This window comes from Bradyrhizobium canariense (assembly GCF_900105125.1).
Classification (GTDB): Bacteria; Pseudomonadota; Alphaproteobacteria; order Rhizobiales; family Xanthobacteraceae; genus Bradyrhizobium; species Bradyrhizobium canariense_A.
Window position 1 is genome coordinate 3155750 of sequence record NZ_LT629750.1, and the last position, 13705, is coordinate 3169454.

The following is a 13705-nucleotide window of genomic DNA, read 5'->3' on the forward strand; positions in this document are numbered from 1 at the left end:
AATCCCACAAAACCCTGAGATTCAGGGGATGAATGTTCCGATTTCTCGGCAACCACTCATCGCTATCTAAAATCGCTGCTGCTCTCCACGGCCAGATCTTCCGGAATCCGGAAGACGGGCGCTACGCAATCTCGGGATCGTAAAGCATCAAAATTTATCGAAGATGTTCAAGCGAACGTTCTCATGCCTCCACGAGTTTCGCACGAACCGCATATCGGACCAGGTCCGCGGTCGAGTTTATGTTAAGCTTGCGCATAGCGGCCGCTCGATGCGTCTCCGTCGTTTTTATGCTGAGATTTAGGATCGCGCTGACGCCTTTATTGCTGTATCCCTCCGCAACCAATTTAACGATCGTCTTCTCTCGAGGCGACAGCAATTGGTTAGGGGCGCCCTTCCCGCTCGCCATGCGCTTTAATTCGCTCGAAAAAGCGCCAGCATAAAACGGCTTGTGAACTATCAACGACTCGACGGCAGCCAAGAGCATTTTATTCGCATCAGACTTCAGCAAAAATGCGCGGGCACCTGCCTGGAACGCCTGCAACGCAAGCGCATTTGAGTCATGCATCGTGAAAATGAGTATTTCCGTTACAAGCTGATGTTCCCTGATGCGCCGTGTAACTTCTACGCCGGTCATAAGCGGCATCGAGTAGTCAACGATGGCGACGTCGGGCCGTCTTTCAATAGCCTCGGCAACTGCCTCTTTGCCGTCATGCGCCTCAGCAACGACCTCCCAGCCGGCGCGCCCTTCCAAAACCGCTCGTAGCCCCGATCGCACCGTTTCATGATCGTCAGCTATAAGGATCCGTTTCATGATCGAACAAAGCTCCAACGTCGCACCGCATCTGGCGTCGACACATTTGCATCCTCGCCCTTCGTCTCCAAAGCTTCCCTGGATTCTCTACATTCGTCTCATGTTTGAGCGGCTGGCCGGCTTTTAATGCTTTTGTTCAACGAATTTGTGATGCCCCAGATGGGTATGACGCCGTTCTGGCAGTTGAGCTATCTTGCGTGAGAGGGAGTGCGGAATTACCGCGCACAACGTAGTACCTCTATATTCCGCCGTTGAGGGCGAATGAATTTCAAGAGTGCCTCCCATCTGCTGCAACCTGGCTCTCATGGCGGGAATTCCAACGCCAAATGATATTGCTTTAGGGCCTGATCTCACTTGGCTGATCGGCATGCCACGGCCGTTGTCGCTGATCCGAAGCTTGAAATGCGTATTGGTAGCTTCCATTGCGATCTTCACCTGTGTCGCTTTCGCATGGCGAAAAACGTTTGTAAGGGCTTCTTGAACAACTCTCAGCACAGAGCGCTGCCTCGCGTAGGACAATTTGTCGACCTCGGGAGCGATTTCGAGACTGGTTTTCAATGAAGTACGCGCTGAAAATCCGTTGACGAAATGCTCGATCGTGATCTTCAGCCCGTCGGCAAGCAAATTTTGGGGATGCAATAGGTAGGTGAAGGCACGGATTTCTCTAAGTGCTTGATCGATCGACGCATCGATATCATCGCAGAGTCTCTCTGCACTGCCGATATCGTTCAACGCGCGCCTCAGGCGCATGACGTTCAAGCTGGCGGCTATCAAATGCTGGCACGTCGAATCGTGAAGGTCGGATGCAATTCGCTGCTGCACTTCTTCCTGAAGCGACAACAGCCGGACGCCGAAATTCGTTGCGGCCCGTCTTATGGCGGTCCTCTCGACAGCATCGCCGGCCGCCCTCTCTTTCACGGCCCGGTGACTACCAACCAGCCTAACGATGCTACCGCTTTCGGGACCACGGATGGGAACGACGATCGTCTCGAAATCTCGCTGGCGTCCGCCCAGAACAAACCGATGCTGATAACGAACCGGCTTTCCTTCAGCGATGCACGCGTCGCAGGATGCGCAAATAGATTTCGCATCTTCATCACTCATGCAGTCAGAAACTGCTTTTTCGCGAATGTCTTCGGTTGAAATTCCAAGCAAACATTCGAAGGCCGGATTTATGCCCTCGTAGACAAATTGCCCTGGATACAAGGCTCGAATCCCAAAAAGAAATTCCGGGGCATGCATCCAGTAGAGCTTATCGCACGCTTCTTCCGGACCCATCCCTAGCCATTTCGGAAGGTGCGTTCGGTGCGATCCATCGATGCGGGGTTTGTGTGCCTTCATCGTAGGTTCTTGCCCGGTATTTCTCAGATCGCGCGGCGTATCGGATTGCTCGATTTTCCGAGGCCAAATGCTGATCGTAGGTTCCAAGCTCTATCCTAAGTAAATACCCTCCCGAAACCCCTCGTCAAGCAGGAACGTCGAATCGCCAACCTTTGATTGAATCAGATCTCAAACTGTCGGCAAATCATTGAAACGCATTTTCAGCCAGTTGCGGCGCGTTGCCATGCCCGGCCGCAGCATCAGTCGTCCAAATTATTGACGCAACTTTAGCTGGCTGCTGGGCAACGGCCGCTAAGGATTCGCAGGTAATTCTAACCAATGTTACATCCGCGCGTTCAGTACATTTGCTGATAGCAGGGAGTTATCTCCCGGTCGAAAGTACCCGACGTGGTCGATGTATTTTGCTGGCGAACTGCGGCACCTTCGTAAACAAAGACGGGTTCGGCGCAGGTCGAATTTACCCGGCACAATCGGCAGGCCGGACGGATTTGCAGCACCCATTAAAGGTTAGTCATGCGTGCGCGCGTCGGCCCAACGACATTGTATCGAATGCTCATGATGGCGCTCATAACAATAGCGCCCGCATTGATGGTCGCGGCCTGCCAAAAAGAGGCGGACACCGCTGCGGCGCCGGTAGCCCGGCCAGTTCGAACTACAACCGTAGAAAAACGCGAGGCCGGCCAACCGCTGACATTTACCGGCCGTATTGAGGCTGAAGATGAAGCGATCCTGGCGTTTCGAATTTCCGGGCGGCTCCTGGAAAACGGCGGCAAGCTTGGGGATCGGGTGCAAGCCGGGCAAATAATGGCACGGCTTGAACCACAGAACGAGTTGAACACGCTGCACCAGGCGCAAGCCGGTCTCGCAGCCGCTCAAGGGCAATTAACGCAGGCGCGTAATCATTTCGAACGCCAGCAGACGCTCCTGGCGCAGGGATGGACGACGCGCGCCAATTTCGATGTCGCGACGCAGGCGCAACAAACCGCGCAATCGCAAGTAGATGCAGCCGAAGCCCAGCTGCGTATCGCACACGATCTGGTGAGCTTCACCGAACTCAAGGCCGATGCGCCAGGGATAATAACCGCAATCGGTCCTGGCGCGGGGGAAGTTGTTCAGGCGGGGCAAATGATCGTCAGACTTGCTCGCAAAGACGGTCGCGACGCGATTTTCGACATTCCGGCGCAGTTGATCCGATCGGCGCCGGCCGATCCCCAAATCACCGTCAGCTTGACGGACGATCCGGCGGTGACTGCGCGCGGGCGTGTCCGCGAAGTTGCCGCCCAAGCCAATGCCGTCACCCGAACCTTCGAGGTCAAGGTCGGCTTGACCGCCCCTCCGGCAGCAATGCGACTGGGGGCGACCGTCATCGGGCGCCTGGAAACCGACGCCGTGCCGATCATCGACATTCCGGCAACAGCATTAACGCGGATGAATCAACAGCCCGCAGTATGGATTGTCGATCCATCGACCAACACGGTTTCAATCCGAAACGTCGATGTGTTGCGCTTTGACCAGGCGCGGGTGGTCGTTTCCCAAGGACTCGACACCGGCGAAATCGTGGTCACCGCGGGTGTTCAGGCGCTTCACCCGGGACAGAAGATTCGCCTGCTCGGGTCAGAGCCATGATTGGGCTCAATCTTTCCGAATGGGCGCTTAAAAACCGCTCGCTCGTCGCGTACATCATGATTGTTGCCGTCATCTCCGGTGTTTTGTCCTATTTCCGGCTTGGGCGCAGCGAGGATCCTGCCTTCATCATCAAGACCATGGTCGTTCAGGCGGCTTGGCCCGGAGCGACGATTGAAGAGACGCTCAAGCAGGTGACGGAGCGGCTCGAGCGCAAACTGCAGGAAACGCCTCACCTGGATTTTCTGCGCAGCTTCACGCGTGCCGGCGTCACGACGATCTTTGTCAACCTGCAGGGCAGCGCGAGCGCAAAGGAGGTTTCCGACACCTGGTATCAGGTCCGCAAGAATGTCGGCGATATCCGCAGCACGCTGCCGGCGGGAATCGTGGGGCCCGGCTTCAATGACGATTTCGGCGATACGTTCGGGATTATCTATGGTTTTACGAGCGACGGTTTCACGCACCGCGAACTGCGTGACTATGTTGAGGATATCCGCTCGAAGCTGCTTCTTGTGCCTGACGTATCAAAGATCGAACTGTTAGGGGCACAAGACGAGAAGATCTTCGTCGAATTCTCGATGAAGGAACTCGCCAGCTTGGGGATCGACCGATCCGCACTGATTTCTGCACTGCAGGCGCAGAACATCGTGCGGCCCGCCGGCACGATCCAAACCGGCTATGAAAGTTTTTCGCTGCGGGTTTCAGGCGCGTTTCAATCCGAACAGGATGTCGCAAACATCAATTTCGCGGCGGGCGGACGCATGCTCCGCCTTAGCGACATCGCGCAGGTACGGCGCGGCTATTCGGACCCGCCCCAGCCTATGTTTCGTGTGAACGGCGAACCGGCGATCGGGCTTGCGATCGCCATGCGAGAAGGCGGTGACATTCTGGCTCTCGGCGCAAACATCAAGCAATTGATGGCGAAGGTCACCGCGGACCTGCCTGTCGGCATCGAGCCGAAACTCATCGCGGACCAGGCTGTCACCGTCGAGGGCGCGATCTCCGAATTCATGACATCGCTGCTGCAGGCCATCGCGATTATTCTCGTCGTGAGCTTCATCAGTCTCGGCGTCCGCCCCGGCCTGATCATCGCACTTTCCATTCCGTTGACGCTGGCAATCGTTTTCCCAGTCATGAAAATAGCCGGAATCGATATGCAGCGAATATCTCTCGGCGCACTTATCATTGCCCTGGCATTGCTCGTCGACGACGCGATGACGACTACCGACGCTACACTCAATCGACTGGCGGAAGGCGACGACAAGGTCGAGGCGGCGACCTACGCGTTCCGGACCTACGCATTCGCCATGCTTGCGGGAACGCTGGTGACGATCGCTGGTTTCGTCCCGGTCGGCTTTGCGGCCAGTTCGGCGGGAGAATACACCTTCTCGCTTTTTGCGGTGGTCAGCATCGCGCTGATCGTGTCGTGGTTCGTTGCGGTGATCTTTGCGCCACTGCTGGGCGTCATCATTCTCACTCCACCGAAGGCGACGAAGACCGCCGATCCCGGCAGGATTTTCCGATGGTATCGGAATTTTCTTACCCTCGCCATGCGAGCGAAATGGGTAACGATTTTTGTTTCGTTGGCACTCTTCGTTGCGTCCTTTCTCGCGCTTCCGCTCATTCCCCGACAGTTCTTTCCGTCCTCGGACCGTCCGGAGTTGCTCGTCGACCTCAGTTTGCCGCAGAACGCGTCGATCTATGCCAGCCAAACTGCAGCGCAACGCCTTGACGCTGCTCTCAAGGGCGATCCAGATGTCGCGCGCTGGAGCACCTATGTGGGCCGCGGCGCTATTCGCTTCTATCTGCCACTCAATGTTCAATTGCCAAACGACTTCTTCTCCCAAGCGGTAATTGTTGCAAAGGATGTCGCGGCACGCGAGCGTCTTCGTCTGAAGCTGGAAAAGATCCTGGCGGACGATTTTCCAAGCGTCATTTCGAGGGTTTACCCGCTTGAACTTGGGCCTCCGGTCGGATGGCCTGTGCAATATCGCGTCAGCGGTCCTGACGTAGATCAGGTGCGCGCGATTGCTCTCAAGCTCGCCCAGATCATCGCAACCGACCCCAAAGCCGAAAAGGTCAATTTGGACTGGGTAGAACCCGCCCGCCAAGTGCGCATTCGTGTCAACCAGGATGAGGCGCGCCTACTGGGCCTCAGCTCGCAGTCACTCGCCAGTGTGCTGAATACTGTCATATCCGGCACCTCCGTTACCCAAGTCCGCGACGATATCTATTTGGTCGATGTCATCGCACGTGCGACGGATGAACAGCGTATCTCGCTTTCCACCCTGCGCACCCTGCAAGTGCCGCTGCCGGGCGGGCAAACGGTTCCGCTCAGTCAGTTTGCGACCTTCGAATACGACCAGGAATATCCTTTGATCTGGCGGCGCGACCGCGTTCCGACACTGACGGTGCAAGCCGACATCGTTGCGGGAGCTCTGCCTGAGACGGTAGTGAGTGCGCTTTCGCCGGCGGTGGAAACCCTGACAAAGACCCTTCCGGCATCGTACAATATCGTTGTCGGGGGAACTGTAGAAGAAAGCAAGAAATCGCAGGCTTCCGTCATCGCCGTTGTACCGGTCATGTTGCTTATCATGCTCACCGTCCTGATGGTGCAGCTACTAAGCTTTCAGCGGTTGTTCCTGGTTCTCAGCGTAGCGCCGCTCGGCCTGATCGGCGTCGTCGCGGCGCTTCTGCTATCTGGCAGGCCGCTGGGCTTCGTTGCAATTCTCGGCATCCTGGCGCTGCTGGGCATGATCACCAAGAATGCGGTGATCCTGATCGGCCAGATCGAGGCGGAGCGCTCTTTGGGAAAAAATGCTTGGGAAGCCGCCATCGATGCCAGCAGCTCCCGTTTCCGCCCGATTATGCTCACCGCTGTTTCCACCGTTCTCGGCATGATACCAATCGCTCCGACGGTGTTCTGGGGACCAATGGCCTTCGCGATCATGGGAGGCTTATTGGTCGCGACGATTCTAACGCTTATTTTTCTGCCTACATTGTATGTGGCCTGGTTCAAAGGAACCGAACAATCGTCAGACCCTTCTCCGATTCACGCATAACTAATCATATAAAATGCAAATCGCGCTCAGGTTCGCGCCCGCGTCCCTCGAATTCAGATCGTAAAATTCGAAACAAGGAAGCCGCTTTTTCAAATCCAAGGCCGGAGCAGTCTTTCGCATCTGCGGTAAGTGATTCCCCCATCTTCGACTAGGTGATCCACCTGATATCGTGGTGCACTCCAAAACGCGCATGGTACCGATACCCAAAAAAGGAGGCGATGATGTCGAATTCGAAAGCGCGATTTGTATTCGCCCTGCTGGTCCCAGCGCTAATGCGCAAATTGATTCTCATGGCAGCTTCAATCGCATTGATGGCGGGCATGATGGCCCTAGCGACGCCGGGAGAGGCCCAGGGGATGCAGTGGTGCGCCAGAATAAGAGGAGCGACCGATTGTGCGTACCAGACCCATGCGCAATGTCGCGCGGCCATCAGCGGAAGAGCCGGCACCTGCGTCCGCAGGCATCATTAAAGCTTCGATTCATCGTTGAGGCGCTAATTGATGCGATAGCGGCAGTTGACCAATGCGCTACGAGGGAACGTTTTACGCAAGCCAATGTGGCGGCCGCGGACATCCCTCCTTCAGCGAACCCCGTCGCGGGTCGAGAGAGAAACACTGGAGGTTATTCCGCCTATCGCGCGTGTGCCTAACGACAGAGAATCCGACCCTGAAGTAGCGTACGTGATACGGCTGCAGCTCAAATGGAGCTGCAGCCGATCCAGCTCCATCGCGGAACCACGCGACTCTGTCGACCGCGGCACCCGCATGGACACCGATGCAATTCGAGACGATGTCCGCACGAATCGCCTTCAGATCCCCGAACATCCCATAACTATCAATCAGCCCCAGCAGCCTGCTCCGAGTTCAAAAGGAAAAACCAAATCCAAGAAAAGCGCGGGAAGCAGTCAATAGCCGGGATCGTTTGAGCGCTACGCCACTTTACAAGAAGGAAATAGCAACCTCGGGGCCGCCTTCCGATCCTCACCTGAGTTGGTGGGCATGAAGGCTCACTGCTGGATTGTGCATATGGAAGTCAGGAAGATCCATGAACTCATTACAGGAAGGAGGCGGGCGAAGCCGCTTGGGAGAGGTTCAGGCAATACCCTTCGAAGTGCGATTTTCCGAGCTGCCGGATTTTTTGGTTTCTGGCTGGTGCTTACTGACACCGATTCTGCTGATCTTGCGGCAGGGTTAGTATCTGCTGCTGCAGCAACTTGGGCGAGTCTCCGCCTGATGCCGGCGGAGCAATGGAATCTGCGTCCCGTCAAGCTTGCCGGATTCATACTGCACTTTCTGCGTCAATCGATCGCCGCCGGGACAGACGTCGCATTGCGAGCGCTTGATCCTCGGCTGCCGTTGCGGCCGGGCTTCGTGGTCTATCAAACGCACCTCCCGCCCGGCACAAAGCGAAATGCATTCTGCGCAATCATGAGTTTGCTGCCAGGCACGCTTCCGTGCGGCTCCGCAGAAGGCGATGGGTTGGCCATTCATTGTCTCGATGTGACGCAACCGGTGGTCGAACAACTGGCTGCGGAGGAAACCCTATGCATGCAGACAATCGGGGAGGCACAACGCAATGGCTAGCTTCCTGCTCGGAACCGCGGGCTTCGTGCTGACGATGGTAGCGGTCGGTTTGTTCGTCATACTTCGGCGCCGAGCCGATGTTGACCGCATGATGGCTGCGCAACTCCTGGGTACGGGTGGCGTCGCGATACTTCTCTTGCTGGCGGTAGCGACGGAAACCTCGCCGATCACAGATGTTGCATTGACGCTAGCGCTGTTTGCCGCATTCGTGGCGGTCGCGTTCGTCGGAAGCGCGTCCGATTCCGATGGCGAGGCGCCAAAGGCGATGAGCGGCGAATGAGCCTCGCGCTTGACATCGTCACCGTTTCCGCCGTCTCGGCAGGCGCGCTGTTCTTTCTGGCCGGCACGGTCGGCTTGCTTCGTTTCCCTGATACGCTGACACAGCTGCACGCCCTGACCAAGGTCGACAATCTCGGTCTCGGCCTGGTCGTTTTGGGGCTGCTGCCGCAGGCCAATGGACTGATTGGCGCGTTGAAACTGGTGAGCATCTGGCTGCTCGTCCAACTGTCCGGCGCGATCGTGACACAGCTCGTTGCAGGCGCCGTTCGACAGCATGGACCCGACCGATGACCATTTCATTTTTCTTCGATATCGGTCTTGTCGTCCTGATCCTGGGAATCGGCGCCTCGACGATCATCGCGCGCTCGGCATTTGCGGCCGTCATTGCGTTCGTCATCTATGGGTTACTGCTGGCCATCGCCTGGGTCAGGCTCGCGGCCATCGATGTCGCGCTGACCGAAGCGGCGATCGGCGGCGGCATGACCGGCATGTTATTGCTCGGTGCGGCCGCACGACTTCGCTCTGCCGACGCCGGGATCAGCAGGCCCGGCCTGCCCGTTCGTCTGGTGACGGGCGTATTGTGCGCGCTGATGGCAACCGGCCTCGCAACCGCCATACTGCTGCCACCTGAAACTATTCCCACCCTCGCCCCGAGCGTCATGAAGAACCTGGCGCAGACCGGCCTCGGCAACCCTGTCGCCGGTGTCCTGTTCGTTTACCGCGCGCTCGACACGCTACTCGAGAAGGTGGTCGTGCTGCTCGCTTTGCTCAGCATCTGGTCGTTGGCGCCGGATAGCATGTGGGCAGGAATACCGGGACTCCGTGTCTATGTACCCCCAAACAGCACGATGACTTTCCTTGCTCAACTGTTGCCCCCGATAGGCATCGTGGTGGGAGTCTATCTGTGCTGGGTCGGCGCGAAAGAGCCGGGTGGCGCGTTCCAGGGCGGCACGGTTCTGGCCGCCATGTGGCTGCTCGCCATCGTCGCGGGCCTGGAGAGATTGCCTCCGATCAACCAGCCCTGGTTGCGCCTGCTCCTCGTCGTCGGGCCGGTGATTTTCCTTGCCATCGGGCTCGCCGGCTTCGTGCTGGCGAATGCCTTTCTTGCCTATCCGTCGGGCTACGCCAAACCGATGATTGTCGCGGTAGAGGCGGCTTTGACAGTTTCGATCGGTGCAGCACTGGCGATGCTGGCCGCAGGCCCGCCGGCACGGGTACAACAGCCATGAACGCCGCAACATCGTTCGGGTTATGTGGGGCGGCGCTGGTGGGAATCGGATCGTACGGGTTCATCACAAATCCCAAGCCGCTACGCAAGATACTGGCATTCAATCTGCTGGGCAACGGCGTGTTTCTGCTGTTTGGCGCGATAGCCCGCAGGGTCGCAACGGCGGGACTCGGGGGCGATCCAGTCCCTCAGGCGATGGTCATTACCGCAATTGTCGTTGCCTTCGCGGCCACGGCCATGGCTGTCGCACTGGTGCTGCGGCTGTTCGAAGAAACGGGCCAGGCCTCGCTCAGCTCCGATGATCCCGGACGTGCGAGTACGGACAGAGGCAACGCCTGATGCCGAACGCAACCGTCTTGCCCGATGCGACAACGACGGGTGGAGCACTCCTCGTTCTCGCAATCGTATTGCCGGTCGCGGGCGTTCTGTTGTCGCTGGTCGCCGGCGGACGGCACGTTGAAAAGATTGCCCTGGTTCTGCTGCCGTCCGGTCTCGGCGTGGCGCTTGTCATCTTCGCTGAGGTATGGCGAAGCGGCCACCCGCTGACCTATATCGTGGGGGACTGGAGTCCCCCGCTCGGTATTGCGTTGCGCGCCGACGGACTTTCGGTGGCGATGATGGTGACAATGGCCATCGTCATCTGCGTCGTCGCCGTATTTGCGCACGCGGATTTCAATACAGGCGCAATGCCGGTCGAAGCCCGCGCTCCGTTCGTGTTCTGGATACTGCTGATGGCGGTCTGGGGCGCGATGAACATGATCTTCCTGGGCGGGGATCTATTCACATTATACGTCGCCCTGGAGCTATTGACGTTCGCCGCGGTGCCGCTGGTCTCTCTCGATGGCCGTGCGGAGACATTGCAGGCCGCGCTGCGATACCTGCTTTTCGCGCTGCTCGGCTCGATTCTCTATCTGGTTGGAACGGCGCTGCTCTACGGCAGCTACGCCACGCTCGACATCGCCCTGCTGTCTCAGCAGATCCACATGGAGCCCGCGACATTAGTTGCTCTCGTGCTGATGACGATCGGGCTGTTCGCCAAGACCGCGCTGTTTCCGTTGCACCTCTGGCTGCCGCCGGCACATGCCGGCGCGCCCGCGGCCGCCAGCGCGATTCTGTCGGCGGTGGTGGTAAAGGGATCATTCTTCCTCTCGGTGCGGCTCTGGTTCGACGTTGCGCCCGGGATGCTCGGTGCCGCCGGCGCGCAACTGTTCGGCGTGCTGGGAACGGCGGCAATCCTGTTCGGCAGCGTCGTCGCCCTGCGACAGAAGCGACTCAAGCTTCTGATCGCTTACTCGACGGTCGCGCAGATCGGCTATCTATTCCTGATGTTTCCGCTCGCCTTCAGCACGATGTCGGGACAGCTCCAGAGCAACGACGCCTTGACCGGCGGGATGCTGCAGGCGATATCGCACGCGACCGCGAAGGCGGCGATGTTCATGGCCGCCGGACTTATCTACGCGGCGCTTGGACACGATCGGATCGCCGAGCTGGGAGGGATCGCACGGGCGCTTCCCATGACGGTCTTTGCGTTCGCACTTGGCGGCGTGTGCCTGATCGGCTTGCCGCCAGGTGGCGGCTTCCTGGCAAAATGGCTGTTGCTCGAGGCGGCGGTCGCCACCGGCCAGTGGTGGTGGGCGGTGGTGATGCTCGCGGGAGGCCTCTTCACCAGCGGCTATATGTTTATCGTGCTCTCGCACGCGCTGGTGCCGGCGCGCGAGCCGCTCAAGCTGAGCGTCACGGTGCCAAGATATCGGGAAGCAGCCGCGCTGTCGCTGGCGCTGGTCTCGCTGCTGCTCGGTCTGGTCGCACTCGGCCCCATCGATGTGTTCGGGTTCGGCCGCCCGGAGGCAACGATGGTTGGACTGCGATGATGGAGGCTGGGATGTTGCTGGCTGGCGCCCTTGCCGTTCCCCTCGGCATGCTGCTGGCATGCCTCTGGCCACGGGCGCTGAACCGGATGCCTTCATGGTTGGCGTTCGCCCCGATCCCCGCGCTTGCCGCCGCGTTGTTGGCCGCGCAGGATTCCCCGCTGATCGTCGGCTCGATACGCCTGCACCTGACGTTCGCGCTCGACCTTCCGGGAGCCCTGCTGCTCGGCGTCGCGGCACTGTTGTGGATCGCGTCAGGTGCGTATGCCTCGCCGTATCTGCAGGACCGGCCGAACCGCGGGCGATTCGCCATCTGCTGGCTGATGACGCTAACGGGATGCATCGGCGTATTTCTCGCCGCCGACATGGTGGGCTTCTATTTTCTTCTTGCGCTGCTTACGATCGGAGCCTGCGGCCTCGTCGTCCAGCACGAAACGCCCCGCGCATGGCGCGCCGGAGCGGTTTACATCGGGCTCGGGCTGCTGGCCGAAGCGTTGCTGCTGATGGGCTTCGTGTTGCTCGCCGCGGAAATCCCCGGTGATAGCCTGCTGATCCGCGACGCCGCAGCAGCATTGCCGACCTCGCCGCAGCGCGATTTGATACTGGCGCTGTTGATAGGAGGATTCGGCATCAAGGCTGGCCTCGTGCCGTTTCACTTCTGGATGCCGCTGGCCTATTCAGCGGCGCCGACGCCGGCTTCCGCGGTGCTGAACGGAGCCGTCGTCAAGGCAAGCATCTTGGGAATGATCCGCTTTATACCTCTCCAAACCGCGACGCCCGGTTGGGGCACAGCCCTCGCTGCCGCCGGGCTTTTCGCCGCGCTCTACGGCGTCGTGATTGGAATCACGCAACGCAATCCCAAGGTCGTGCTGGCGTATTCGAGCGTGAGCCAGATGGGAATCATCGTCGCCGTCATTGGCATGGGAATGATCGCAGGAGACGGTCGCGCTGCACTGGCAGCGGCCTTCTATGCCGCGAACCATGTCCTGGTCAAAGGCGCGCTGTTCCTGTCCGCGGGCGTGATTGCCGCGACCGGCAGCCGATATCTATGGCGGATGCTGCTGCCCGTCGCGATCATCGCGGTGGGCCTCGGTGGACTCCCGCTGACCGGCGGCGGACTGGCGAAGATCGTGGTTGACGGACCGCTGGGCGATAGCACCGCCAGCAAGGTTGCGACGCTGTCTGCGGTCGGCACCACGCTGCTGATGTTGCAGTTCGTGCGCAGCCTTGCCAACACCTCGTCACGGGACCCGGAAGCGACAGCCGCCGCCGGACTGATCTGGCCTTGGCTGGCGGCCGCGGCAGCCTCGCTCGTCGTTCCCTGGACGTTATTTCTGGCGGTCCCGGCCGGAACGCTGCCCGACCCGCTCGCTCCTGCGGTGCTGTGGAAAGCGCTTTGGCCGGTTTTGCTGGGCGCCGTGCTGGCGATCGCGCTGTGGCGGTGGGTCCGTCAGCTGCCGCGCGTTCCCGCAGGCGATATCGCGGTGGCAATGGACGGCGCAACGAAATTGGCCCTTGCGTGCGGCACGGCAATGGAACGAATGGATAGCACTCTTCGTCAATGGCCGGTGGCCGGAGTGTCGTTGCTTTCCTTGGTCATCGCGTTAGGTGCGGCGATGTTCGCGCGATAAGGCGACAACGCCGGGATGCAGCGAGGAAGTGCGCGTCAATGAGCCAGACATGAGAACGCGGCCACCTCCGTTGATAGTTTCGGCACCGTCGGCTGCCATCGCCGCTGTGGAGATTTTCTCGACCTTATTGTCCCTGACGAGGACGTTGCCTGGTACGGAGGGTGTGTCGCTCTTTCCATCAAATATCCGGACGTCCTGAAACAGCGGCCCCGCAAAACATTTTCGAACAGAACATATCCGGACCGCTGCGAAACTTTCCACTCACCTAATTCAAATCGC

12 protein-coding genes are annotated in these 13705 nt (G+C 59.1%); 10 read left to right on the forward strand and 2 right to left on the reverse strand.

Going from position 1 to position 13705, the window contains the following annotated elements; translation table 11 throughout:
* Positions 1 to 181 precede the first annotated feature (181 nt).
* Positions 182 to 811 (reverse strand): response regulator, encoded by a 630-nt coding sequence (locus BLV09_RS15010; RefSeq protein ID WP_146687873.1) that lies wholly within the window; start codon positions 809 to 811, stop codon positions 182 to 184.
* A 123-nt stretch (positions 812 to 934) separates the two neighbouring features.
* Positions 935 to 2239: a PAS domain-containing sensor histidine kinase gene (locus tag BLV09_RS15015; protein WP_146687874.1), complete on the reverse strand. Its 1305-nt coding sequence runs from the start codon at positions 2237 to 2239 to the stop codon at positions 935 to 937.
* A gap of 426 nt (positions 2240 to 2665) precedes the next feature.
* Here BLV09_RS15015 and BLV09_RS15020 point away from each other — a divergent pair, with 426 nt between their 5' ends.
* The 10 genes from BLV09_RS15020 to BLV09_RS15065 all read left to right on the forward strand — a co-directional run bounded on the left by BLV09_RS15020 (position 2666) and on the right by BLV09_RS15065 (position 13426).
* Positions 2666 to 3778, forward strand: a complete 1113-nt coding sequence (locus tag BLV09_RS15020) for an efflux RND transporter periplasmic adaptor subunit (protein ID WP_146687875.1) — start codon at positions 2666 to 2668, stop codon at positions 3776 to 3778.
* Positions 3775 to 6837: an efflux RND transporter permease subunit gene (locus BLV09_RS15025; protein ID WP_146687876.1), complete on the forward strand. Its 3063-nt coding sequence runs from the start codon at positions 3775 to 3777 to the stop codon at positions 6835 to 6837. The genes BLV09_RS15020 and BLV09_RS15025 overlap by 4 nt, the downstream gene beginning before the upstream one ends.
* Positions 6838 to 7109: 272 nt before the next feature.
* Positions 7110 to 7307 carry a DUF3551 domain-containing protein gene (locus BLV09_RS15030; protein WP_146691132.1) on the forward strand — a complete coding sequence of 66 codons (198 nt, stop codon included), beginning with the start codon at positions 7110 to 7112 and terminating at the stop codon, positions 7305 to 7307.
* 528 nt (positions 7308 to 7835) lie between these two features.
* Positions 7836 to 8420 carry a Na+/H+ antiporter subunit E gene (locus BLV09_RS15035; RefSeq protein ID WP_244549095.1) on the forward strand — a complete coding sequence of 195 codons (585 nt, stop codon included), beginning with the start codon at positions 7836 to 7838 and terminating at the stop codon, positions 8418 to 8420.
* A complete protein-coding gene (locus tag BLV09_RS15040; protein WP_146687877.1) occupies positions 8413 to 8700 on the forward strand; it encodes a monovalent cation/H+ antiporter complex subunit F in 288 nt (95 codons plus the stop codon). Before BLV09_RS15035 ends, BLV09_RS15040 begins: the two co-directional genes overlap by 8 nt.
* Positions 8697 to 8990: a monovalent cation/H(+) antiporter subunit G gene (locus BLV09_RS15045; protein ID WP_146687878.1), complete on the forward strand. Its 294-nt coding sequence runs from the start codon at positions 8697 to 8699 to the stop codon at positions 8988 to 8990. Before BLV09_RS15040 ends, BLV09_RS15045 begins: the two co-directional genes overlap by 4 nt.
* Positions 8987 to 9928: a hydrogenase subunit MbhD domain-containing protein gene (locus tag BLV09_RS15050; protein ID WP_146687879.1), complete on the forward strand. Its 942-nt coding sequence runs from the start codon at positions 8987 to 8989 to the stop codon at positions 9926 to 9928. Before BLV09_RS15045 ends, BLV09_RS15050 begins: the two co-directional genes overlap by 4 nt.
* Positions 9925 to 10266: an NADH-quinone oxidoreductase subunit K gene (locus BLV09_RS15055; protein ID WP_146687880.1), complete on the forward strand. Its 342-nt coding sequence runs from the start codon at positions 9925 to 9927 to the stop codon at positions 10264 to 10266. The genes BLV09_RS15050 and BLV09_RS15055 overlap by 4 nt, the downstream gene beginning before the upstream one ends.
* Positions 10266 to 11798, forward strand: coding sequence for a complex I subunit 5 family protein (locus BLV09_RS15060; protein ID WP_146687881.1), 1533 nt, complete (start codon positions 10266 to 10268; stop codon positions 11796 to 11798). The genes BLV09_RS15055 and BLV09_RS15060 overlap by 1 nt, the downstream gene beginning before the upstream one ends.
* Positions 11795 to 13426 carry a complex I subunit 5 family protein gene (locus BLV09_RS15065; RefSeq protein WP_146687882.1) on the forward strand — a complete coding sequence of 544 codons (1632 nt, stop codon included), beginning with the start codon at positions 11795 to 11797 and terminating at the stop codon, positions 13424 to 13426. Before BLV09_RS15060 ends, BLV09_RS15065 begins: the two co-directional genes overlap by 4 nt.
* The last annotated feature ends 279 nt before the right edge of the window (positions 13427 to 13705 follow it).